This is a genomic window from Shewanella psychromarinicola (genome assembly GCF_003855155.1).
Lineage (GTDB): Bacteria > Pseudomonadota > Gammaproteobacteria > Enterobacterales > Shewanellaceae > Shewanella > Shewanella psychromarinicola.
The window spans coordinates 4,865,753-4,891,180 of the sequence record NZ_CP034073.1; the positions used below are offsets into that span (position 1 = coordinate 4,865,753).

Annotated in this window: 22 protein-coding genes; 5 read left to right on the forward strand and 17 right to left on the reverse strand. The window is 42.3% G+C overall.

Annotation, left to right across the window (positions count from 1 at the left end; translation table 11 throughout):
• Position 1 precedes the first annotated feature (1 nt).
• The 8 genes from ispF to rlmD all read right to left on the reverse strand — a co-directional run bounded on the left by ispF (position 2) and on the right by rlmD (position 9,701).
• Complete coding sequence (gene ispF / locus EGC80_RS21155; protein WP_101032457.1) at positions 2-481, reverse strand: 2-C-methyl-D-erythritol 2,4-cyclodiphosphate synthase; 480 nt, start codon at positions 479-481, stop codon at positions 2-4.
• 63 nt (positions 482-544) lie between these two features.
• Complete coding sequence (gene ispD, locus EGC80_RS21160; RefSeq protein WP_124012038.1) at positions 545-1,243, reverse strand: 2-C-methyl-D-erythritol 4-phosphate cytidylyltransferase; 699 nt, start codon at positions 1,241-1,243, stop codon at positions 545-547.
• A 62-nt stretch (positions 1,244-1,305) separates the two neighbouring features.
• Positions 1,306-1,608: a cell division protein FtsB gene (gene ftsB / locus EGC80_RS21165; protein ID WP_101032459.1), complete on the reverse strand. Its 303-nt coding sequence runs from the start codon at positions 1,606-1,608 to the stop codon at positions 1,306-1,308.
• A gap of 101 nt (positions 1,609-1,709) precedes the next feature.
• Positions 1,710-3,011, reverse strand: a complete 1,302-nt coding sequence (eno, locus tag EGC80_RS21170; protein WP_101032460.1) for a phosphopyruvate hydratase — start codon at positions 3,009-3,011, stop codon at positions 1,710-1,712.
• A gap of 274 nt (positions 3,012-3,285) precedes the next feature.
• Entirely contained in the window at positions 3,286-4,923 is a 1,638-nt protein-coding gene (locus EGC80_RS21175) for a CTP synthase (protein ID WP_101032461.1), read from the reverse strand.
• Between the two features lie 114 nt (positions 4,924-5,037).
• Positions 5,038-5,859 carry a nucleoside triphosphate pyrophosphohydrolase gene (gene mazG, locus EGC80_RS21180; protein ID WP_124012039.1) on the reverse strand — a complete coding sequence of 274 codons (822 nt, stop codon included), beginning with the start codon at positions 5,857-5,859 and terminating at the stop codon, positions 5,038-5,040.
• Positions 5,860-5,943: 84 nt separating this feature from the next.
• Complete coding sequence (gene relA / locus EGC80_RS21185) at positions 5,944-8,151, reverse strand: GTP diphosphokinase (RefSeq protein ID WP_101032463.1); 2,208 nt, start codon at positions 8,149-8,151, stop codon at positions 5,944-5,946.
• Between the two features lie 182 nt (positions 8,152-8,333).
• Entirely contained in the window at positions 8,334-9,701 is a 1,368-nt protein-coding gene (rlmD, locus tag EGC80_RS21190; RefSeq protein ID WP_124012040.1) for a 23S rRNA (uracil(1939)-C(5))-methyltransferase RlmD, read from the reverse strand.
• A gap of 120 nt (positions 9,702-9,821) precedes the next feature.
• On the opposite strand from rlmD, the gene barA reads away from it, so the two are divergent.
• The 5 genes from barA to EGC80_RS21215 all read left to right on the forward strand — a co-directional run bounded on the left by barA (position 9,822) and on the right by EGC80_RS21215 (position 17,589).
• Entirely contained in the window at positions 9,822-12,662 is a 2,841-nt protein-coding gene (barA, locus tag EGC80_RS21195; protein WP_443729202.1) for a two-component sensor histidine kinase BarA, read from the forward strand.
• Entirely contained in the window at positions 12,652-13,248 is a 597-nt protein-coding gene (locus tag EGC80_RS21200) for a YjaG family protein (RefSeq protein ID WP_101032466.1), read from the forward strand. Before barA ends, EGC80_RS21200 begins: the two co-directional genes overlap by 11 nt.
• 371 nt (positions 13,249-13,619) lie before the next feature.
• Positions 13,620-14,588 (forward strand): AEC family transporter, encoded by a 969-nt coding sequence (locus EGC80_RS21205; RefSeq protein WP_101032467.1) that lies wholly within the window; start codon positions 13,620-13,622, stop codon positions 14,586-14,588.
• Positions 14,589-14,716: 128 nt separating this feature from the next.
• Positions 14,717-16,375 (forward strand): DNA repair protein RecN, encoded by a 1,659-nt coding sequence (recN, locus tag EGC80_RS21210; RefSeq protein WP_124012042.1) that lies wholly within the window; start codon positions 14,717-14,719, stop codon positions 16,373-16,375.
• Between the two features lie 149 nt (positions 16,376-16,524).
• Entirely contained in the window at positions 16,525-17,589 is a 1,065-nt protein-coding gene (locus EGC80_RS21215) for a hypothetical protein (protein WP_124012043.1), read from the forward strand.
• A gap of 280 nt (positions 17,590-17,869) precedes the next feature.
• On the opposite strand, the gene EGC80_RS21220 is transcribed toward EGC80_RS21215, so the two are convergent.
• From EGC80_RS21220 to glyA, 9 genes are all read right to left on the reverse strand, one after another.
• The gene (locus tag EGC80_RS21220) at positions 17,870-18,361 is read right to left on the reverse strand and encodes a phosphatidylglycerophosphatase A family protein (RefSeq protein WP_124012044.1); all 492 of its coding nucleotides are present in this window, start codon (positions 18,359-18,361) and stop codon (positions 17,870-17,872) included.
• A gap of 9 nt (positions 18,362-18,370) precedes the next feature.
• Entirely contained in the window at positions 18,371-19,327 is a 957-nt protein-coding gene (thiL, locus tag EGC80_RS21225) for a thiamine-phosphate kinase (protein ID WP_124012045.1), read from the reverse strand.
• Positions 19,328-19,414: 87 nt separating this feature from the next.
• A complete protein-coding gene (gene nusB / locus EGC80_RS21230; protein WP_101032472.1) occupies positions 19,415-19,819 on the reverse strand; it encodes a transcription antitermination factor NusB in 405 nt (134 codons plus the stop codon).
• Between the two features lie 13 nt (positions 19,820-19,832).
• Positions 19,833-20,309, reverse strand: a complete 477-nt coding sequence (ribH, locus tag EGC80_RS21235) for a 6,7-dimethyl-8-ribityllumazine synthase (protein WP_011636512.1) — start codon at positions 20,307-20,309, stop codon at positions 19,833-19,835.
• Positions 20,310-20,433: 124 nt separating this feature from the next.
• On the reverse strand, positions 20,434-21,537 hold the full coding sequence (gene ribBA / locus EGC80_RS21240; protein WP_101032473.1) for a bifunctional 3,4-dihydroxy-2-butanone-4-phosphate synthase/GTP cyclohydrolase II: 1,104 nt from the start codon (positions 21,535-21,537) through the stop codon (positions 20,434-20,436).
• 124 nt (positions 21,538-21,661) lie between these two features.
• Complete coding sequence (locus EGC80_RS21245; protein ID WP_124012046.1) at positions 21,662-22,321, reverse strand: riboflavin synthase; 660 nt, start codon at positions 22,319-22,321, stop codon at positions 21,662-21,664.
• Between the two features lie 63 nt (positions 22,322-22,384).
• Positions 22,385-23,530 carry a bifunctional diaminohydroxyphosphoribosylaminopyrimidine deaminase/5-amino-6-(5-phosphoribosylamino)uracil reductase RibD gene (gene ribD / locus EGC80_RS21250; protein ID WP_124012047.1) on the reverse strand — a complete coding sequence of 382 codons (1,146 nt, stop codon included), beginning with the start codon at positions 23,528-23,530 and terminating at the stop codon, positions 22,385-22,387.
• Between the two features lie 62 nt (positions 23,531-23,592).
• Complete coding sequence (gene nrdR, locus EGC80_RS21255; protein WP_101032476.1) at positions 23,593-24,042, reverse strand: transcriptional regulator NrdR; 450 nt, start codon at positions 24,040-24,042, stop codon at positions 23,593-23,595.
• 109 nt (positions 24,043-24,151) lie between these two features.
• Positions 24,152-25,405, reverse strand: a complete 1,254-nt coding sequence (glyA, locus tag EGC80_RS21260; RefSeq protein WP_124012048.1) for a serine hydroxymethyltransferase — start codon at positions 25,403-25,405, stop codon at positions 24,152-24,154.
• Between the last annotated feature and the right edge of the window lie 23 nt (positions 25,406-25,428).

Here is a 25,428-nt window from a genome sequence, read left to right on the forward strand (position 1 = left end):
GTTATCGACTCGTCATCAACACAACAGCTTCAACAGCAATGCCTTCTTTACGTCCAGTAAAACCGAGTTTCTCGGTCGTCGTCGCTTTAACATTAATGTTATCGATATCCGTTTGTAAATCGGCACTAAGGCACTGACGTATAGCCTCAATATGTGGCGCCATCTTAGGTGCTTGAGCAATAATGGTGACATCTAAATTACCTAATATAAATTGCTTTTGCAGTGCAAGTTGATAACAGTGTTTTAATAACACACGACTATCGGCACCCGCAAAGTCGGCATCCGTATCAGGAAAATGTTGACCTATATCCCCTAACGCCATCGCGCCTAATATCGCATCACTAATAGCATGCAATACCACATCACCGTCAGAATGGGCGATGAGCCCACTGTCATAAGGAACCGTCACACCACCTAAAATGAGTGGGTTATCACCGCCAAACTTATGCACATCAAAACCATGACCAATACGAATATTCATTTAAAACCTTATATTAACTTGTTATGAGGCGATATTAACAAGTGTTGTTTATAACTGTTCAATTTATTTTTGTGACATAAACAAGGCCGCCAACTGTAAATCATCTGGATGAGTCACTTTAATGTTATCCATTCGGCCTTGAACCAGACCCGGCATGACTCCCGCCCATTCCATTGCACTGGCTTCATCGGTAATAGAGACATGGGCCGCTAGTGCGGCCGATAAATGGCTGCGTAAAGATGATACGGGAAAAAACTGTGGGGTTAATGCATGCCATAGCAACGCGCGATCGACAGTACTGACAATATGACCACTAGCGTCACTTCGCTTCATGGTGTCACGAACTGGCGCAGCAAGAATGGCGCCTTGAGGATGAATGTGTACAGACTCAATCAATTGGGTAATATCTTCGTGGCTTACACAAGGTCTTGCGGCATCATGAACCAGAGCCCACGCATTAGGATTAAGAGTCTGTGCATAATCTAATGCCGCTAAAACAGAATCAGCGCGTTCTTCACCACCAATGACTTGGGTTAACTTAGGATGTTGAGATTGTGGTAACTTACTGAAATACTTATCTTCTGGGTGTAGAGCTACCACCACCAAGTCTATTTCAGAATGAGCCAATAATGCATCTAATGTATGTGCGAGGATGCTTTGTTGCCCAAGCATTAAATATTGCTTAGGTTTATCAGCCCCCATGCGGCTACCAACACCCGCGGCAGGAACAATAGCAATAATAGAACGAGGATTGTTTAGCATATTAGCAGTACCAAAATTGAAAGTAATATGATTAAGAGTTTTGCCTGCGGTGTTACACAGTATTAACGATTAAATTGGTTTAGCTCACGTAGTTCACTGCCTACTACCCGATAAAACGTTTCGCCTTCTTTAACCATACCCAACTCGTTGCGGGCACGTTCTTCAATCGCTTCGGTGCCACGTTTTAAATCGATAATCTCTTCTTTGAGGATTTGATTTCGAGCGACTAGCTTATCATTACTTTGTTCTTGGGCCGCTATTTGGGTTTGCAGCACGACATATTCTGAAAAATTGTTATCGCCCTGCCAAAGTCGGTACTGTAAAAGTGACAATAAACAAATCAGTAAAAATAGTAATCGTTTCATAATATTAAGTTATGTCGAAGTAACCCCTAGAAAACATGTCCGTTATAGTACAACACAAAAGGCCACCCAGTGGTGGCCTTTTTCAGTTAAAGCAAAAAAAATTATGCTTGGCCTTTCACTTCTTTAAGACCGTTGTAAGGTGCTTTTGAACCTAGGGCTTCTTCGATACGTAGCAATTGGTTGTATTTCGCAACACGGTCACTACGGCTTAGTGACCCTGTTTTAATTTGGCCTGCCGCGGTACCAACAGCTAAATCAGCAATCGTTGAATCTTCTGTCTCGCCACTACGGTGAGAGATTACAACAGTAAAGCCTGCATCTTTAGCCATTTTAATGGCAGCCAAGGTTTCAGTTAATGTACCGATTTGGTTGAATTTAATTAGGATAGAGTTAGCGATACCATTGTCGATACCACGCTTAAGAATTTTTGTATTTGTTACGAATAGATCGTCACCCACTAATTGGATTTTATCGCCCATTAGTTTAGTTTGGTGAGCGAAACCATCCCAGTCAGACTCGTCAAGACCATCTTCGATAGAAACGATTGGGTAACGTGTAGTAAGATCTTGTAAGAAGAAATTAAATTCTTCAGAAGTGAATTTTTTGCCTTCACCTTTAAGATCGTAAATATTTGCTTCTTTGTCGTAAAACTCAGATGCAGCACAATCCATCGCTAACGTGATGTCTTTACCTAACTCGTAACCAGCGTTTGCAACAGCCACTTTGATTGCAGCAAGTGCCGCTTCGTTAGAGGCTAGGTTAGGCGCAAAACCACCTTCATCACCCACAGCCGTTGAGTGACCGTCAGCTTTAAGCACTTTAGCTAAGCTGTGGAATACTTCCGCGCCCATACGTAAGCCTTCACGGAAAGTCTTAGCACCAACGGGTTGGATCATGAACTCTTGAATATCAACGCTATTATCTGCGTGCTCGCCACCATTGATGATATTCATCATTGGAAGTGGCATAGAGTAAACACCAGGTGTACCGTTTAAATCAGCAATGTGAGCATATAAAGGTACGTGTTTAGCTGCCGCAGCCGCTTTAGCAGCCGCAAGAGACACAGCAAGAATCGCGTTAGCGCCAAATTTTGCTTTGTTTTCTGTGCCATCTAAGTCAATCATGATTTGGTCAAGTTCAGCTTGAGCCAATGCATCTTTACCTTTAAGCGCTGCAGCAATTGGGCCATTTACAGCAGCAACGGCCTTAAGTACACCTTTACCTAAGTAACGTGTTTTGTCGCCATCACGAAGCTCTAATGCTTCGCGACTACCGGTAGAGGCGCCAGATGGTGCCGCAGCCATACCCACAAAACCACCTTCTAAATGCACTTCTGCTTCAACCGTTGGGTTACCACGCGAATCCATAATCTCGCGACCAATCACTTTAATGATGTTAGCCATAATTCCCTCGTACTTTGTGTAAGTAAATTAAAAAATTAAAAGAAATAAAAAGTTAATACCAATACAAAAGCATAAAACACTCAGAAAAGCAGATTTATTGGTATGTAACTTTCAGTTTTGTAATTTAAATTCGATTTGTGCTTAGGATAAATCTAATTGGACTTTGCTTCAACTTAGTTTTCACTCTCGTTTGAGATCATAGGTGCGATTATTTGATCTCGCGCAAGCATTTTGAATAAAAAAGCCGTTAATGCATGCATTAACGGCTTGTTGATTAAACGATGTCGCGTTTTTGATACGCATAAGAAGCGGCAATAAACCCTTCAAATAATGGATGCCCATCGCGCGGTGTTGAGGTGAATTCTGGATGGAATTGACCCGCAACAAACCATGGATGATCAGCAAGCTCAATCATCTCAATCAATTTACGATCAGAAGACAATCCACTGAATATTAGGCCCGCTTGTTCTAAACGCTCAATATAATTATTGTTAACTTCGTAACGATGACGATGGCGTTCAACACAAGTATTTGACTTGTAAGCTATTGCAGCTTTAGAGCCTTCTTTCAAATGGCAAAGCTGTGCGCCTAAACGCATTGTGCCACCTAAGTCAGACGATTCATGACGTTGTTCAATATCGCCATCATCGTTAATCCATTCAGTGATTAACCCTACCACTGGATGTGGAGTCTGCTGATTAAACTCCGTTGAATGTGCACCTTCTAAACCGGCAACATTACGTGCAAATTCAATTAACGCCACTTGCAAGCCTAAACAAATACCAAAGTAAGGTAGTTTGTTTTCACGGGCAAATTTAGCAGCAAAAATCTTACCTTCTATGCCACGCTCACCAAAGCCACCTGGGACTAAAATACCGTCTAGGCCTTGCAACACTTCTTCGCCTTTGGCTTCAACCGTTTGCGAATCGATGTATTTAATATTGACCGTCACACGGTTTTTTATACCCGCATGCTTTAATGCTTCGTTAACTGATTTATAGGCATCAGGTAGTTCAATGTATTTACCAACCATACCAATGGTCACTTCACCATTAGGGTTAGCTTCTTGGTAAATAACATGTTCCCATTCAGACAAATCGGCTTCGTTGCAATCGAGGTTGAAACGTTTGATAACCAGATCATCCAATCCTTGCGAGCGTAATAATGCAGGGATTTTATAGATGCTATCTACGTCTTTTAATGAAATAACCGCCCGTTCTTCAACATTACAGAATAGCGAGATTTTGGCTTTTTCAATTGCTGGAACCGCACGGTCGCCACGACAAACCAGTACATCCGGAGCAATACCAATAGAGCGTAACTCTTTAACAGAGTGCTGAGTTGGCTTGGTTTTAATTTCACCTGCAGCGCCTAAGAATGGCACTAAGGTTAAATGCATAAATAACGTGCGTTCACGTCCTAGCTCTGCACCTAATTGACGAATAGACTCAAGAAACGGTAATGATTCAATATCACCTACAGTGCCACCGATTTCCACAATCGCCACATCATGGCCTTCACCACCGGCTAACACTCTTGCTTTAATGGCATTAGTAATATGAGGGATAACCTGAATCGTTGCGCCTAAATAATCACCACGACGTTCTTTACTAATGACTTCTTCGTAAATACGGCCAGTAGTAAAGTTATTGCGGCGATTCATTTTGGTGCGAATAAAACGTTCGTAATGACCTAAGTCGAGATCGGTTTCAGCACCATCTTCAGTGACGAAAACTTCACCGTGCTGAGTGGGACTCATGGTACCCGGATCGACGTTAATATAAGGGTCAAGTTTCATAATGGTTACATTGAGGCCACGCGCCTCTAAAATTGCCGCCAGCGAAGCTGCTGCAATGCCTTTACCTAGTGATGAAACAACGCCACCAGTAACGAAGATATACCTTGTAGTCATGCTGAACCTGAGAAATATATTGGAAAAAAACGTGCTTGTAAGAAAGCACTAGGATGGGACGATATTATAGCAAAGCCACCTCGTTTCGACAAACTTAAACGCGCTAATTTTAGCTTAATTTGCGTTTTCATCTTGTTTCACCGCATTCCAGTACCGGTCTAATTCGTCCAGAGTATGGTTTTCTATAGGTTTGCCGTTTTCAGCTACGTGCTGCTCTACACCTCGAAATCTACGTTCAAATTTCTGATTGGCTTGGCGTAGAGCTTGCTCAGGATCAACCTTTAAATGACGGGCGAGATTGACTACGGCAAATAGCAAATCACCCATTTCATCAACAATCCTAGGCTGATAGAAATCAGGGTTTTGATCCCGTTTACTCACCTCAACCAGCACTTCATCTATTTCTTCATGTACTTTGGCAACCACAGGGGCCAGTTCTGCCCAATCAAAACCGACTTTAGCGACTCGATGTTGAATTTTTCGTGCTCGGGTTAGCGCAGGTAATGCTTGGGGAATATCATCTAAAGCGGAGTGCAGTTGTTTTTGCTGACGTTCAGACCCTTTTAATTTATCCCACGCGAGGCTTAAATCATCGGTATTGGTGATTGCCACAGTCGCTTCGGTTTCTGGCTGGGCAAACACGTGCGGATGACGACGAATCAACTTATCACTAATGCGCTCAATCACGGTGGAAAAATCAAACTTACCTTGCTCTTGCCCCAGTTGACAATAAAACACCACCTGAAACAGTAAATCACCCAGTTCATCAGGTAATTCCTCCCATGCTTGTCGCTCAATCGTATCAACGACCTCGTAAGCCTCTTCTAATGTAAAGGGCACTATACTGGCAAAGTCTTGAGCCAGATCCCAAGGGCAACCAGAATCAGGATTGCGTAATTGCTGCATGATGGTCAGTAACGATTGAATATCTGCCATAGAAAGGGCCTCTTTTGGGGGTGAAACCTAATAAAAAAAGGCACCTAATAAGTAGATGCCTGTTCAATTAATACATGAGGTTATTTATAATCGACGAGATTCAATAACACCATCAACTTGCGACAGTTTCGCGATAATTCGTGATAAACCATCTAAATTATACAGCTCAAGTTCAAGCTCTACGGTGGCTGTTTGGCTTTTAACATCAGAAGATGAACTCATGGCCATCACATTGGATTTTTCTGCTGCAAGCACTGTGGTTAAATCTCGCAGTAAACCACTGCGATCATTGGCAAGGACTCTTACGCGGATACGATAACCACCAGAGTAGTTTTCCCCCCAAATGACATCCACGCTACGTTCAGGATGAGCGCGCATTAACTCTTTTACTTGCTCGCAATCACTGCGGTGCACAGAGATACCCCGTCCCATAGTAATATAGCCAAAAATCTCATCGCCAGGTACCGGTTGGCAACAACGTGCAATGTGGCTCATTAAATTACCCACACCATTGACTTCAACTTGGCCTTTACTCGATCTTTTAGGTTTATTTGACGCTTTCTTTATAATATCTTCAAGTAAGTCTTCGTCAGTGTCTTCTACCTTATGAATTAAGGTGTCAGTAAAGTTAACCACTTGATTTAAGCGTAGGTCTCCCCCACCGATGGCAGCCAGCATGTCATCCATTGAATTTAAATTAAAGCGCTCAACCGCCACGACTGCGTCTTTAACTTTTAAACCTACACGGGCTAATTCAGACTCAAGCATCTCTTTACCCGCGGCAATATTTTTATCGCGGTCTTGTTGTTTAAACCAATGTTGTATTTTTGAGCGCGAACGGGATGATTTTATATAACCTAAATTAAGATTAAGCCAGTCACGTTTAGGGTTTGGGGTTTTTGAGGTGATAATTTCAATACGCTCACCGGTTTCAACTTGGTAAGTGAATGGTACAATGCGGCCATCGACTTTGGCGCCAATGCACTTATGACCCACTTGTGAGTGAATATAGTAAGCAAAATCGAGCACAGTTGAGCCTAACGGTAAGTCGACGACTTCTCCGCTAGGGGTGAATACATACACTCGGTCTTCAAAGACTTGACTGCGGACTTCGTCAACCAAATTACCACTTTCGGCCACATCTTCTTGCCACTGTAAAATTTTACGCAGCCAATTAATTTTTTCTTCGTAACCCGTTTGTTTGGTGGTACTGGCACCTTCTTTGTATTTCCAATGCGCGGCGACCCCAAGTTCAGCGTCTTGATGCATCGCTTCGGTACGAATTTGAATTTCTACTGTTTTGCCTTCAGGCCCAACAACCACAGTATGAATAGATTGATAACCATTAGGTTTTGGATTGGCGACATAATCGTCAAACTCACGCGGAATATGATGCCAAAGGTCGTGTACAACCCCTAATGCACCATAGCAATCTTGTAATCTGTCGGTAACGATACGTACAGCTCGAACGTCAAAAAGCTCATCAAACTTAAGATCTTTGCCCTTCATTTTGCGCCAAATACTGTAAATGTGCTTAGGACGACCGTACACTTTAGCGCGAATATCATCACTGTCTAAACGCTGTTGCAACTGGGTCACAAATTTGTCGATAAACACTTCACGATCAACACGCTTGCCATCAAGTTGTTTGGCGATGTCTTTATAAACCGTTGGATGTAAATAGCGAAAAGAAATGTCCTCAAGTTCCCACTTAAGCTGGCCAATCCCCAAACGGTTTGCTAATGGTGCATAGATATCGGCAATTTCACGCGCTAACAACACCCGAGTTTCTTCATCGGAATTTTTTACCGCGCGCAGTAAACACACTCGTTCGGCTAATTTGATCACTACGGCGCGAACATCTTCAACCATTGCCAATAGCATTTTTCGAATATTGTCGATTTGCGGTTCAGCATCACGTGAGTTTTTACTGACTTTTAACGCCCCAATGGCATTCATGGTCACGACGCTGGCGACTAATTTGGCAAGATTATCACCGTATTGCGCTATAATTTGCTCTTCATTGAGAACGCCAGCATCCAGGAGCAAAAACAACACTGCGGCTTGCAGCGTTTCAATGTCCATATTCAGCGGCGCAAGAATTTCAATCATTTCACGTGCACGTGCCAGCAACTCGGTGTGAGCCAGTTTATTTTTAACCGGTAAGGCCTCAACATGCTGGATCAATTCCAATAAGGTTTGCGCGTCATCTTTATCGACAAGATAACGAGCCACCCATTCATCTAGATGGAATGCTTGCGTATTAAAATGTGCTTCGCGAACAGATACCATGAACCCTTCCTTAGCCGCATGACCGACTGATATTCAACCATAGCATCCACTCAAATCGGTGCAGACATGGTGTTAAAACAACTAAACGGCCTATCTTGAAAATCTACATTGTGTTGTCAATTCAATAGTGCTCAGTTGAACAAATTTTTAGCATACCTATCGTGTATGGCTAAAACTGATGTTTATTTATCTAATTCAAATAACACCATCGCTTCAATATGGTGTGTCTGCGGGAACATATCAACTAAACCCACTTGGGCAATACGATAACCATTGGCTAATAATACACTACTGTCGCGGGCTAAACTTGCTGGATTACATGAAACATAGACCACTTTTTTAGGTTGCATTTTCTGTAACCATTGTAAACTTTCAAAGGCTCCTGCTCGAGCAGGATCAAGCAACAGCTTATCAATTTTGCCTAACCAGGTTTGTGTCGATAAATCGGCACTCAAATCAGCATGATGAAAGGTGACATTATCTAACTGGTTATCAATAGCATTTTGTTTAGCTTGTTGCACCATTTCAGGTACACCTTCAACACCTATAACCTCTGCAGCTCGTCGAGCCAAGGGTAAACTGAAATTACCCACACCACAAAACAAGTCTAGAATACGCTCACCAGCCTGAGGGGCTAACCACTCAATGGCTTGATCCACCATGGCCTGATTAATAGCACCATTAACCTGAACAAAATTGCCTGGCGTGAACGAGCAGCGAACCGATTCCTGTGCAAGATGATAATAAGGTAACGCGACTACATCATCATTGGCTTGTGACAACGGATACAATTGCGTCAATTGACCAGCATCATCTTGCAATAATAAGTTAAGTTGATGTTTTTCAGCAAAGCCCGTTAACCAACGAATATCGGATGCTGGCAAGACTTTGGTGACTCTTAATACGGCAAAATTACCGTTATCGGCTTGGGTAAGTTCAACATGCCCTAAACTAGCCTTAGCTTTGAGTTGATTTAAATTAACCGCCAATGGGGTAATTAACGCGGATAAAGACTCTGCTAATACAGGGCACTGCTGAATAGAGACAATTTTATTGCTATTTGCTGCACGAAATCCAAGTTGTAGCCGCTGAGAATTTTTATCGAATAATGTTGCCAATCTGGCACGTCGACGGTAATGCCACGCCTCTCCCACTAAAGGTTCTGCGATGATATCGGCTTCAATGGTTTTAGCACTGGACAGCTTGCTGATGAGATCAACTAAACTAGTTTGCTTATGATCGCGTTGCACATTAGTGTCCATATGCTGTAAATCACAGCCGCCGCATTGATGATAATGAGGACAATGAGGGGTGATTCGATGAGCAGATGCCACATCAATAGCAATTAACTTGGCCTTAGCATAGCTTTTCTTTTGTTCCACAAATTGTACTGTGGCCGTCTCTCCTGGCAGCACACCAGGAATAAACACAATTTTACCTTGATGTTGCGCTATGCCCGCACCTAAATGGTCAAGTTGAGTCACGCTGAGGCTGAGCTTTGCTGATAATTGCTTAGATTTGTTCGGTTTTGCTTGGAAAAATTGTGCCATTTCGGCCTCAGGTATTGAATAAAAAACTAGTCAAGAGTGCGCCATATCTGGCAGTCTAGACGCAATATCAACGATTTAGTAATAGGGACACACCTAACTACCATGAAAAGTGCCAACAATATGACCAAATATAGCCTACGCTCTTGGGTTCTGGTACTTGCGTTAGCACCCACTATCGTAGTGGGTATTCTACTTGGAAGTTATTTCACGATAAACCGCTTTTATGAATTAGAACAAACCTTAATTGAAAAAGGCAGCAATATTGTTGAACCGTTAGCCATTGCCAGTGAATTTAGTATTATTAATCAAGATCGTGAATCCACTAAACGTATACTCGCCGCATCGCAAATTAACAACGCATCATTGATCCTCTCTATTGCGGTTTTTGATGCCGAAAACCAACTCTTTGTGACCTCGCACTACCACAAAGATTTTGAATCTATGCGCTACAAACAAGCTTTGGCAAACTTACTCGGGACAGAAAATGAAACAATTGGCGATACGTTAGTCATTCGTGTGCCAATAATATCTCATACTGGCTTAGAACCAAAACCGGTTGCCAGTATGAATCGCCCGAGTGATGGCAACATCGATAACAATTCCTCAGTCAATGATACCGTAGAGCCCATTTACAACAGTCAACAAGAGCGGATATTAGGATACATTTCAGTATTACTGAATAAGGAAAACGCCCTGCTCGAGCAACATCGAGCGGCAATCGCCGCGTTTATTATCGTATTAATTGGCGTACAATTTAACCTGTTTTTTACCTTTCGCTTAGTCAAACACGTTAACTACCCCATTACAGAAATGGTTCGTGTAGTCGCCAAAATCCGTGAAGGTAAGCTTGATACTCGCCTAGAAGGCAACTTAATTGGTGAACTTGACTTGCTTAAACGAGGCATCAACGCAATGGCAGGCTCATTGTCAGAATATCACGATGAAATGCAGCAAAACATTGATCAAGCCACCTCAGATTTACGTGAAACCCTTGAACAGATTGAAATTCAAAACGTTGAGCTCGACATTGCCAAAAAACGGGCCCTTGAAGCGAGCCGTATAAAATCTGAATTTTTAGCTAACATGTCCCATGAGTTACGAACACCACTTAATGGCGTCATTGGATTTGCAAAGCAGCTACTCAAAACACCATTGCATACCAGCCAGCTCGACTACATTAAAACCATTGAACGCAGTGCCAGTAACTTACTCGGCATTATCAACGACATTCTCGATTTCTCGAAACTAGAAGCCGGTAAAATGGTATTAGAGAAAATGCCATTCGCACTACGTGAAACACTCACAGAAACCTTGACGATTATAGCTGGTAGCGCCCAAGAGAAAGGCCTAGAACTGGTTATCGACATCGACGCGAATGTACCAGAGAGCGTCAGTGGTGACGCGATGAGAGTCAGTCAAATTATTACCAACTTAGTCGGTAACGCTATCAAATTTACCGACAAGGGCAGCGTAATACTCAAGATACACTTGGTAGGTCAAGACGAAGATAACATCACCTTACGCTGCGAAATTATCGATACCGGTATTGGTGTTAATGAAAGCCAACAAGAGTATCTATTCCAAGCATTTGGCCAGGCCGACTCATCTATCTCACGCCGCTTTGGCGGCACAGGACTAGGCTTGGTGATCACCAAACGCTTAATTAACCAAATGGGTGGCCAAATAGGCTTTACCTCTGCGCCAAATAAAGGCTCAAATTTCTGGTTTATTCTGCCGCTTGGGATTAGTCAATTCGAAATTGGTGAAGTACTTACCGTTGATGTATTGCAACATAAATCAGTATTGTTGTATGAGCCTCGGGAATTAACCCGCGATACATTAAATCGCCGCTTAGTGTCATGGCAATTAATTATCACTAATGTTGCAAATCTAGAAAACCTCACATCAGTATTACAAAGTAAAACCAGCAAGTTTGATTACATCATCATGAGCTGTCATGGTTTTGCGGACAATACGGTCTTTATCCATTTCTTGCAACAAGCCAGGCAGCATACCGACTGCCTTATTTTATTGCATGACTATTTAAATCAAGACATGATCATCAATGTGCTCAAAGCCAATGCAGATGTATTACTCAACACTCCAGTCAGCGATTTTACCCTAGCACATCATTTAATCTATCCTCCGGTGCCTTCAACTTCAGTGCGTCTCCCTGAACTGATTAGCCCAGACCCATCGCCACGCCTGAAAGCATCGGTATTAGCCGTTGACGATAATATGGCCAATCTAAAGTTAATTGATACTTTACTCAAAGAATTAGTTGAGAATGTGGTCACAGTCAATAATGGCGACGATGCGATAAAGCAAACTAAGGCACAAGCGTTTGACTTAATCTTTATGGATATTCAAATGCCTGGAACTGACGGCATTAGCGCAACCCAGCAAATACGCTCAGAATCACTCAATCGTAATACGCCCATCATTGCAGTAACGGCACACGCTATCGCCGAAGAGCGTAACAATATTTTAGCCAGTGGTATGGATGGTTTTTTACCCAAACCCATTGATGAACTATCACTAAAAGGGGTGATTAGCCGCTGGATAACTAAACCACAATTGACCCATTTTGATTCCCATGTACTAAATTGGGATTTGTGTTTAACCCAAGCGAACCAAAAAACAGATTTAGCCTTAGATATGTTAAAGATGTTGGTTCATTCATTACCCGAAACAACAGCCGCTATCGATACAGCATTCATAGCCAGAGACGCACAGACATTACTCCAAGCCGTACATAAGCTGCATGGTGCAACATGTTATTGCGGCGTACCGACAACACAAAAGCTGTGTAGGGATATTGAGTCAGGATTAAAGCATAAAATTGACATCGATGACTTAGAACCTGAAATACTAGAGTTACTTGATGAGTTAACTAAGGTAGAATCGGCAGCAAATCAAGTAATAAACCAGCTATCAGTGGATGTACCCCATGACCAGTAAAACCGGTTTTTTTAAACGCCTAAAGGCATTATCGTTACCTCAAAAGCAGCTTTTTGCCCTCGCACTGTGCCAACGAATGCTGCCCAACTACCAACTGTTTTCTGAAGTCTGTGAGTTTGGCCAACCACAGGTCCTAAGCACGGCATTAGAGTTATTATGGCAAAGCCAATATGACAAAAAGCTTAAATTCAATATTGATGTGCATTTGCAACGTCTGGATGAAAACACCCCTGATCCAAGCCAATTTGAAGCCTATGGTGCTTATCCCGCCATGGATGCTGCAGTGGCCATTGCCACTTTAATGGGTGCAATAGACGGAAAAATTGAAGAAGATATTACTAATATCAGTAAGTTATCATCAAGTACTGTGGCTAACTACATTGAGGCTATTAGTGAGGAATCATTAATGGATGAAGCGCTGGATGAATTTGTGTTTTCACACCCAGTAATGGAAGAAGAAAAACAATTACAAGGTATGTTACTCGACATTATCGAAGCCAATCCTGAGATCAACATCGAGTTGGTTAAAGGTTTACGTAAAGATATTATCGAAACGGGTGTGTCTAATATCGGCATTAGTCTATAGCAATACTATCAATAGATTTTACTTAGCCTGGAAACTATTCCAGGCTTTTTATTGAGCGTCATAGCCAAAATTTTTTATCACAGTGTCAGCGGCAGCAACCCACATAGAGAAACCGATAACTGGACGTGAATGACCGGTCATTAAGCTCGGCGGGGATTATTATTAGTACGATTATCGCATCGAAGAAAACAAGTAACTTTTTTAGTGATTTTTTACGCTAAATGAACAATATTTACCCAATCAAAAGTATTAAAGGCCTGTTTTAGCTTAAAATCAAAAATAAACGCTCGTTTAACTTTAGCCTAATTGCATCCTGCTATCAAAAAGCAGTACAGTGATCTTATTATCACTTTGCTAAGGAATTGCGAGGAATGTCCAGTATTCTTACCCCGCTAATCGCTGTATTTATAATTATGCTTCTCGGCAGTATCATTCAGAAATTGAGACTTTTACCACCAGACACCGATCTGATCCTCAATCAATTTGTCTATTACATAGCCTTCCCAGCGATTTTACTCATTGTTTTAGCTGAAACTCACATTGAAGACATTATTCAGTGGGGCTTTGTTGGTGGCTTTAGCTTGGCGATGATCATTACTTATGCGCTGGTCATTGGCGTATCACTATGGTGCAAGCCTAAGCAGCAAGCGGTTGCCGCAATGCGGGCGTTAAACGCCACGTTTGGCAATACTGCATTTATTGGTATTCCATTGCTGAGCCTATTGTTCCCGGGTCACAAAATGGCATTAGTGGCCGCAGCGATTGCCAGCTTGCTGTCGGTGTTCATGTTCGCGTTTGCTTTAGTCTCTATTGAACTGGCCAGCCGTAATAAACAATCAACCGACCATGCCATCATCATCATGGCTAATGCACTGTATAAAAACCCGATAGTGGTCGGCAGTCTTATTGGCATAGGCCTATCGGCATTTCATATCACCTTACCCGCTAGCCTGGCGTTAGTGCTGCACCAAGTGGGAAACACCTCCAGTCCTTGTGCACTGTTTGCCATCGGAATGGTACTTGCCAAAGCGTTACGGCATCAGTCAATCACGAACATGTTCAGTCTTAGCTTGATTGCAGAACTGAGTTTAATCAACTTACTCAAGATAATTATTCAGCCCCTTATTGCCTTTGGATTACTCAAACTCTTCGGCGTAGAACACGAGTTACTGACTATGGGAGTCCTGTTAGCAGCCTTACCAACTGCAGCAAGTGTGTATTTATTGGCAGACCGATACCAAATTAATGCCAATGGCAGTGCCCAAGGGATTTTATATGGCACATTAGTCACTTTTATTAGTTTGCCTATAATAGAAACACTTTTAAAATCATATGCTTGATAATTGACCGAGTTAAGGCGATAAAATAATCAGTGATATTTTTATGCCAACCACTTTACTGTATATAAAAACAGTATATACTGTTTATCAATACAGTGGTTTAGTCGCTTCATTGAAAGGGATTCATTATGCTTTGCCAACTCAGCATCAATAATTTTGCTATCGTGCGTTTTTTAGAACTCGACTTTAAAGCCGGTATGACAAGCATCACCGGAGAAACCGGTGCAGGTAAATCGATTGCTATCGATGCCCTTGGGTTATGTCTTGGTAATCGCAGTGATGCCAATACCATCAGACCCGGCGCAACGAAAACTGAAGTGAGCGCGCGGTTTACGCTCCACGATGTCCCTTTAGCTAAACGCTGGCTTGAAGATAACGATCTCGATGCTGAAGATGGATGTATTTTACGTCGAACCATTAATAATGATGGCCGATCTAGAGCCTATATTAATAGTAATCCGGTCCCGGTTTCGCAATTAAAAGCCGTTGGTCAACTCCTGATAGGCATTCATGGCCAACATGCTCACCATGCCATGCTTAAAAATGATCATCAGTTAGCCTTACTCGACAGCTACGCTAACCACAAGTTGTTACTTGATGCCGTCAGTGCCAGCTATCAGCGCTGCAAGCAAGTGGAAAACGAGCTAAAGCATCTTGAGCAAGCTCAGCACGAACGCATTTCGCGTCAACAGCTGCTGCAATATCAAGTAGAAGAGCTTAATGAGTTCAACTTAGGCTTGGAAGAATTTGATGAAATAGAACAAGAACACAAACGCTTAGCCAATGGCACAGATTTAATTGAACGTTGCCAAGCTGGTTTACATTTATTGACCGAAAGTGATGAAGGCAATATAGAATCGCTGCTTAATAAAGTGGCCAGTATTGCTGATACGCTTCAAGGCTATGATGAATCCCTTGCTCCTATCGGCACTATGATCAGCGATGCGTTAATTCAAGTACAAGAAAGCGCTAGCGAAATTGAAAGTTATTTAAGCAGTTTAGAGCTTGATCCAGAACATTTTGCCTATTTAGAAAAACGCCTTTCAACGGCAATGCAATTGGCGCGTAAGCATCATGTGAGTGCTGATAAGTTGGCGCTACATCATCAAGCATTGATGAGTGAATTGGCCGAACTTGCTGACGACGAAACTAAATTAGATGGTATAAGACAGCAACTTGAAGCCACCAGAAATGCCTATTTAACCAATGCACAAAAACTAAGTCAAAGCCGTAGCCGTTATGCTAAAGAACTCGATAAATTGGTCACTCAGTCAATCCATGAATTGAATATGCCTAAGGGCAAGTTCTATATTCAGGTTAACTATGAAGCAACTAATATCAGCTTAAATGGTTGCGACCAAATTGAGTTTATGGTTACCACTAATCCCGGCCAACCTTTGCAACCTATTTCAAAAGTAGCCTCAGGCGGCGAACTATCACGCATTGGCTTAGGCATTCAGGTGATTACCGCCAGAAAAGTCGCCACTCCGACGCTTATTTTTGATGAAGTGGATGTGGGCATTTCGGGTCCTACCGCTTCGGTTGTTGGCCGTATGTTACGCAGCCTTGGCGAGTCGACTCAAGTTTTGTGCGTGACTCATTTGCCACAAGTGGCGGGTAACGGTCATCAGCATATGTTTGTCAACAAATTCAATAAAGCAGGTAGTACAGAAACCACCATGCAGGCCTTGGATAAAGATCAACGGGTGAATGAACTTGCGCGCTTATTAGGTGGTGATGTCATTACCGAAAATACCTTGGCTAATGCCCGTGAGTTGTTGCAATAATCGTTATGCACTTATAAAAAGCAAATCAATATGTTAATGTAAAGTTAACATGGATTTACGGATAAATCATAATGCTGAAAGTAATAAAGGGCTTGGGTGTTTTTGTCGGGCTAATATGTAGCTTACTGGTCTTTATTGTTGTCTGTTTAGTGGCCATTAATGCAACAGACAGAACAAAGTCACCTAACACGCTATTAGTTGAAAACTGGCTAAAGCAACAGCCTATCGATCCAAGCGAAAATGGTTTTGTATATTTACAAACTTTTATCGGCATTTTTCAGGATGTAACGGCTAAAGAAGTGGCCACTACATTAAGTTTCAATGATGAAGAAGATCAACTACTACGCGATTACAAAAAATCGTGTTATCAAACTGATGTGGCAACCTGTAATGAATTTCTTGAAAAGAATAACGAAAGTATTTTACAAGCAATTCATGCACACAAAACCGATGCAACCCATTATAGCAAGCTGATTGAAATGCCTTATTGGCAAGAAGATATTCAGTATTTAACACCTGAAAATCTTTTTAAATGGGCGCCACTACTTAAATTACGAACAATCAGTGAACTTACCGTTTTAATAAACCTTGACGGATCCCCTAACCTTAACGTGAATGAAGCCTTGTTAACATTTTTAAATAAAGATGCTCAATTCTGGAATATGGTTTATCACTCATCTCGCTCTATATTCAACCATATGATTGCCGTTAGCGTAATCAAATCTCAACTTAACTTTGCCAGCACCTTAGCTAAGACACTTGATACCGCGGTTTCAAACAAAGTCACAACTTGGCAAACGCCATTCGAATTAACTAATAGCGATTTTGAGAGAGTATTTTCTGGTGAATGGCAGTTTGCTCAAAATGTCAGACAACAAATGTTAATTGAAGTGCAGTCTGATAAGGTAGCTTTTTATGAAAAATGGTTAGCAAATGCTTTGTATAAGCCCACAGACAGTGACAACCTCATGGCTGAGTATATTGTTAGCTTAGTTAAGGAACCGGTTTCAACAACCTCTGAACACACGGTCATAAAACCGGATTACTGCTCTTTCGACAATTATATAAAGCAATTATGGATATCACGTTACAATCCGATTGGTAAACTATTTAACTGCACCGTTTATGAAACAGATTATAAGCAACGTTTAACTAATATAAATAAAGATTTAGAGCAATTGCGAACTAATCTACTTACCGAAAAATCATCTTAATAACATCACATCGACTGATTTTATTTAATACCGTTAGCGACAAAAGAGCACAAATATGCTTTTTTTTGGTTTATAAATCTTTATATAAAGTACTTAATCTGAAATAGAGATAAAAGATGAGAAGGTAATAAAATGAACACGCTTAGCCATATATCGATCTAAACTTGTTGTTTGTTAATAAGACGCAGCCTCTTGTTACTGGTTGCGTTAATAGTAAGTCTTTCAACTCAGTTAGGAAAGGACTGTTTGATAGTCGTTTGTTATCCAAAATTCAGGTTACTTATAGATAATACACTGCAAGCTGCACACCGATTAACGAAAACACACCCGCCAATACATCATCAATCATAATCCCAAAACCACCATGCACTTTGGCATCAAGCCAACGTATAGGCCATGGCTTTATAATGTCAAAAAAGCGAAATAATACAAAACCGAGAGCTAACCATATAAAACCTAAAGGCGCGGCAATCATGGTGATCATCAACCCAACCACTTCATCCCACACAATAGCGCCATGGTCGTGTACACCCATATCTCTAGCCGCTTTCCCACAAATATAGAATCCGGCAAGCATACTAATACAGGTGATGATGAGGTAATTCGTTAAGCTTAACTGCTGCATGAGCAACACTATGGGCACTGCGGCTAAGGTACCAAAGGTACCCGGCGCTTTGGCCGCTTTACCGCTGCCAAAGCCTAATGCCAAAAAATGAATTGGGTGGGCTAAAGACAGTTTTTTAACGAATTTATCTTGGGTTAATAGTCTCATAGTACTCAATTAAAAATGCACAAAGCCACGTGAAATAGGGGTAAATGCTTGCCCATTTTCTACTAGTTTTAATTTATCGCCGGCGCTGATCTGACCAATTTTAACAAACTTCACCCCAGCATGAATTAGCGCGGTATCAATTGCACCGCGTTGTGACTCTGGCACAGTAAATAAAAGTTCGTAGTCTTCACCGCCAGTTAATGCATAACTTAATGCATCTTCACGACTAAGATTGGCTTTAAGTGAGTTTGATAAAGGAATGAGATCCACATCAATGATGGCGCCGACTTTCGATGCCGATAACACATGTCCAATATCAGACATTAAGCCATCAGACAAATCAATAGCGCTTGTGGCTAGAGTGCGTAGTGCTTGACCTGCCAACACACGAGGCGTTGGGTAATAATGGCGGTTAATCAGATATTGTTTATCTTCAGCGTTAACGGTCTTAACACCTCTGATAATATCAAGGCCTAAGGCTGAATCACCTAGGGTTCCCGTCACATAGATCCAGTCTCCTCTTTTTGCACCTGCACGGGTTAATGCTGTACCTTTAGGGACTTGACCATTAATCGTAATGCTGATACTGCGCGGACCACGGGTGGTATCACCACCAATGAGTGCAATACCATAATATTCAGCAATATCAAAAAGGCCGGCACTGAACTGGGCTAACCAAGGTTCATCAACACAGGGTAACGTCAGTGCTAATGTAAACCAAGCGGGCTCTGCCCCCATTGCGGCAAGATCAGAAAGGTTAACCGCTAGCGATTTATAACCTAAAGCATGAGCTGGAATGTCTGCTAAAAAATGGATATTTTCAACAAGGGTATCACAAGAAATTGCTAAAGATTTCTTGTCCGCAGGATTCACTAACGCACAGTCATCGCCGATGCTTAACTCAACATCGCGCCTTTTTTGACCTTTATTGCGGAAGTAATGTTCGATGAGTTGAAATTCTTTCACATTCAGTCTGGTACGGTAAACCGTCCACCTTAATTTTGAAACAATTAATAACAAATGAAAACGGTATCCGAAGATACCGTTCTGGTGTTACTTATGCTTCACTAACTTATCAAGCAAGCCGTTGACAAATTTGTGACTATCTTCAGCACCAAACGCTTTCGCTAACTCGATACCTTCGTTAATAGCCACTTTAAACGGCACATCTTTACGGAAGGTCAACTCGTAAGTTGCCAGACGCACAATGGCTTTTTCTACTGGTGACACTTCTTCAAAATTACGATCAAGATGTGGCTTTAACAGCTCATCAATTTGCGATATTTTTGATGCTACACCGGTTAATAGCTCACGAAAATAAGCGACATCAACACCGTCAGTGTTCTGTTCAGTTAAAAACTCATGTTCTACGTCAGCAACTTTGTTTTTACTTAACTGCCATGAATAAATGGCTTGAACGGCTAAACGGCGGGCCTTACGGCGCTCTGAAGGTTTCATACTTTTCCTACTATTACAGCTGTTGTTCTAGTTGTTGCAGTACATTAACCATTTCAAGCAAACTAAGGGCAGCTTCGCCACCTTTGTTACCTGCTTTAGTACCTGAACGCTCAATAGCTTGCTCAATGGTATCTGTAGTTAATACACCGAATGAAACAGGAAGATCGTACTCTAATGCAACTTGTGCAAGACCTTTGTTACATTCACCAGCAACAAATTCAAAATGAGGTGTACCGCCACGGATGACAGCACCTAATGCAATGATCCCGTCAAACTTTCCACTTGCAGCAACACGTTTTGCAGCAAGCGGTAATTCAACTGCACCAGGCACTCGAACAACAGTAATGTTGTCGTCACTGACCTGGCCGAAACGCTTTAATGTGTCTATTGCACCGTCAAGCAGACTTTCAACTAAAAAGCTATTGAATCGCGATATTACAATCGCCACTTTGGCATTTTTCGCTTCGATATTACCTTGAACTACGTTCATTCTATCTTACCTAAATTAGCTAAAGCACCCCGCTCGGGGCAAAAAAGAGGCGCTATGATATCACAGCCGAAAGCCCTGAGCGCTATGCAATTAATGAAATTATTAAATTTACCATAAGCCAAAATTATTCAGCTATATAATCCGTTACTTCTAAACCAAAACCTGACAAGGAATGGTAACGCTTTGGCGAACTTAATAAGCGCATTGTACTGACACCTAGACTCGACAGAATTTGCGAGCCGACGCCAACACGACGTGATGTTCCTTGCCACATGGCTCCTGCTGGTGATTGGCCATTATCTTCGGCCTCAAACGCTTTCACTTTTGCCAGAATCTGACTTGAATGCTCAACGTTACCCAGTAACACCAATACGCCACCTTCTAAAGCAATGCGTTGCATGGCTTTTTCTAATGGCCAGCTACGCGTTTGATCTCGCTCAGAATGCAGTAAATCGTTAAAGGTATTTTGCAAATGCACACGCACTAAACAATTAGGCTTCACTTCATCTTTAACCAATGCGTAGTGTAATTGATTATCAATAGTGTCTCTAAATGTCACCATAGTAAAATCACCAAAACGAGTCGGTAGTTTACATTGAGCTTCGCGTACAACCGTGGTTTCGTTGGTGTTACGGTATTCAATTAGGTCTGCAATGGTACCGATTTTAATCCCATGCTTTTGACTGAATATTTCTAAATCAGGACAGCGCGCCATGGTGCCGTCTTCATTTAAAATTTCAACAATCACAGCTGAAGGTTCACAGCCAGCTAAGCGCGCTAAATCGCAACCGGCTTCAGTATGGCCAGCACGCGTCAATACCCCGCCTTCTTGTGCCATTAACGGAAAAATATGCCCAGGTTGTACTAAATCAGAGGCTTTGGCATCTTTGGCAACAGCGACTTGAACGGTCACGGCTCGGTCATGAGCTGAGATCCCGGTTGTGACCCCGGTCGCCGCTTCAATTGATACGGTAAAGTTAGTCGAGAACTGCGCATTGTTGTTGGTGACCATTAAAGGCAAGTTAAGCTGCTGACAACGCTCTTTGGTCATGGTTTGGCAAATTAATCCGCGGCCATAGGTTGCCATGAAATTGATTGCAGCAGGCGTCACTTTATCAGCGGCCATGATCAAATCACCTTCATTCTCTCTGTCTTCATCATCCATCAAGATAACCATCTTACCTTGACGAATATCTTCAATGATTTCTTCTATGTTATGTAGCGCCATTGTCAGACCTTTCTCTATTAAGTTTTTGATTTTAAATAATTAAATCAATTTGCATTTTGTATTTATTATTTTGAATCATGTATTGTGCATAATCTTTGAGTACAATTTTTTATGCTTGGAGCGATTAGCGCAAAAATCCAGACTTAGCTAATAATTCCATCGTCACACCCGATGACGGCTGTGCTTGGCTAGCATCAGGTTGCATTAAACGCTCTAAATAGCGGGCAATTAAATCCACTTCGATGTTCACGCTGTCACCAACTTTGAGATCCACCAGCGTGGTTTCACCCGCAGTATGAGGCACGATGGTTAATCTAAAACGAGTTCCATCAACTTCATTGACGGTCAAACTAACGCCATCAATGGTGACCGATCCTTTGTGAGCAATGTAGCGACTTAATTGAACCGGTACCGATAACCAAAACTCAAGTGCCTTGCCTCGGTAAGCACATTGCTCAATTTTTGCAATGCCATCAACGTGGCCGCTGACCATGTGTCCACCCAACCTCGTGGTCGCCGTAACGGCTTTTTCAAGATTAACCTTTTGGCCAACTTGATAACGACTAAAACCAGTTAATTCTACTGTTTCAGCCGATATATCCGCAACGTAGCTATCGCCTAAACGCTCAACAACGGTCAAGCACACGCCATTTGTGGCAATGCTATCACCCAGGTTTACATCGGTTAAATCCAACTTGCCGCTGGCAACGGTTAAGCGGATATCGTTACCTTTGCGATCAATTTTACGTAATGTACCAAGGGCTTCGATTATCCCAGTAAACATAATGACTCACTTTTTGCTTTTAAACTTTGCAGTTGTTCAGGTTTTTCTTAAACAACTGCCACATTAATAGGGTTGATTATATCTGAGGATATAACGCTTATCTTGTCCAACGTTGCGCTCATCAATTAATTGCAATGCCGGCGTTTGCTCCATGGCACTGTAATCGGGTAACTGCAACATATTACGTCCATGGCTGCCTAACAGTTTAGGCGCTTGATAAAGCACAATGTCATCGGCGAGGCCTTGAGCGACAAACGCCCCAGCTAAGGTCGCACCCGCTTCGACTAAAACAGAATTAGTATGCTGGCCTAAATACGTTAGCAAAGCTAACAATGGGATCCTGCCCGACGAGTCACATTCTAATTGTAAAAAAGAAACGTGTTGTGGAAAAGCAGCTTTAGCACTTTGGGAATATTGACAGCCAGAAACCAGTAAAATAGGACTTTGAATTGAAAATAACCTTTGTGTTGCCGTCAGTCTCGCTCTGCTGTCTAGCACAACCCTTAAAGGTTGGAAAATTTCATCTTTTGTATGGCGAGTGGTTAACTCACCTAACGCCTCATAGCGCACATTAAGGCTAGGGTCATCGATAAGGATTGTTTCAACGCCTGTGATTAATGCACAGTGGCTGGCACGGTATTTTTGCACATCGGCTCGTGCAGCACTGCCGGTAATCCACTTTGACACCCCATTAGACAGGGCGGTTTTACCGTCTAAACTGGCGGCTATTTTAACCGTGACCCAAGGAAGCCTAGTTTTCATGCGCTTCATAAAGCCTAGATTGAGATCATAAGCTTGTTGGCTGAGTAGTCCTACATCGACCTTAATTCCAGCCTCACGTAACATGGTGATACCGCGGCCTGACACTTCTGGGTTCGCATCGGTCACAGCAACAACGACTCGCGCAACCTTGGCGTTAATTAACCCTGAAGCGCAAGGTGGCGTACGACCATAATGACTGCAAGGTTCTAAGGTTACATAGGCGGTGGCGCCTTGAGCGCTATGACCATTATCAAGCACCATTTTCAGCGCATTGACTTCAGCGTGGCCTTCGCCAGCACGCTGATGGAAACCCTCACCGATAATCTTATTCTGATAGACAATGACACAACCAACACAGGGGTTGGGCCTAGTGGTATAACGGCCTTTCTCGGCAAGCGCTATAGCACGGCTCATCATTTGGGTGTCAAAAGTAGGCCCGTTGGACATGATAGATAATCTCTTATTGCTTAGATGCCATGATAACCGTTAAAAACGGTCATTACACAGCATTACTTTTGCAACTTAGCAATGGCCTCGCCAAATTGTGACACATCTTCAAACGCACGATAAACAGAGGCGAAACGAATGTAAGCCACCTTATCAAGGTTCATCAACTGTTCCATCATAAGATTACCAATCATTTCCGAATCCACTTCGCGCTCACCAGTCGCGCGCAGCATTGATTTAATTTTTGTCAACGCTTGATCAATGTCATCAATAGAAACCGGACGTTTTTCAACGGCACGCAACATGCCGCCGCGCAGTTTCTCTTCATCAAATGGTTGTCGGGTGCCATCGCGTTTTATCACTCTAGGCATGACTAATTCAGCGCCTTCAAAGGTGGTAAAACGTTCATGACATTCGGTACATTCCCGGCGACGACGGACTTGGTGACCATCAGCCACTAATCGAGAATCTATCACTTTGGTATCGGTCGCGCTACAAAAAGGGCAATGCATTAGGACTCCTGCAGAAAAAATGGCCGCTAGCAATTAGCGGCCATTAAAGTTTATCCTATTTGGTGAACAAGGTTAACCTAAACCTGTATCAACAGACATCCAAATACGATTAACCGTATACAGGGAATCGAGCACACAAGGTCAATACTTGACCTTTTACGCGCTCAATAACCGCTGTATTAGATGCATCATCAAGAATGTCACAAATCCAACCGGTCAATTCTTTCGCTTCAGCTTCTTTAAAGCCGCGACGAGTAATGGCTGGTGTACCAATACGAACACCAGAGGTCACAAACGGTGAACGAGGGTCGTTAGGCACTGAATTTTTGTTAACGGTAATGTTGGCACTGCCTAAGGCTGCGTCGGCTTCTTTACCGGTTAAATCGCGGCCAATTAAGTCAACCAACATTAAATGGTTTTCAGTACCGCCAGAAACGATTTTGTAACCGCGGGCTAAAAACACTTCAACCATGGCTTTGGCATTTTTAACAACTTGCTGTTGGTATACTTTAAATTCTGGCTCTAGTGCTTCTTTAAATGCGACCGCTTTACCTGCGATAACATGCATTAAAGGACCCCCCTGACCACCAGGGAATACTGCTGAGTTTAGTTTTTTATATAAAACTTCATCATCGGCTGCAGAAATAATAATCCCGCCGCGTGGGCCGGCTAATGTTTTATGGGTTGTTGACGTTATTACATGAGCATAAGGCACTGGCGTTGGATAAACACCTGCGGCAATTAAGCCTGCCACGTGGGCCATATCAACAAACAAATAAGCACCAATTTTGTCGGCAATCTCGCGCATTCTCGCCCAGTCAACAATACCTGAAAAAGCCGAAAAACCGCCGATCATCATTTTAGCCTTATGTTCAATGGCTAAACGCTCCATTTCGTCATAATCAATTTTGCCAGACTCATCAATACCGTAGGGAATGATGTTGTAAAGCTTGCCAGAAAAATTAACCGGTGAACCGTGGGTCAAATGACCACCATGAGCAAGGTTCATCCCTAAAACGGTATCGCCTGGCTGCAATAACGCCATAAATACGGCACTGTTTGCTTGCGAACCTGAATGAGGCTGTACGTTAGCGTATGTTGCACCAAATAATTCTTTTGCGCGTTCAATCGCTAATGTTTCAATCACATCAACGTATTCGCACCCACCATAATAACGCTTACCTGGATAACCTTCAGCATACTTGTTGGTTAACTGAGAACCTTGAGCTTCCATCACACGAGGACTGGTATAGTTTTCAGATGCAATCAATTCAATGTGTTCTTCTTGACGACAAGTTTCATCTTCAATGGCTTTAAATAATTCTGGATCATAATCCGCAATATTCATCGCTTTCTTCAACATGCTAGCTCCAACATCATTATCTG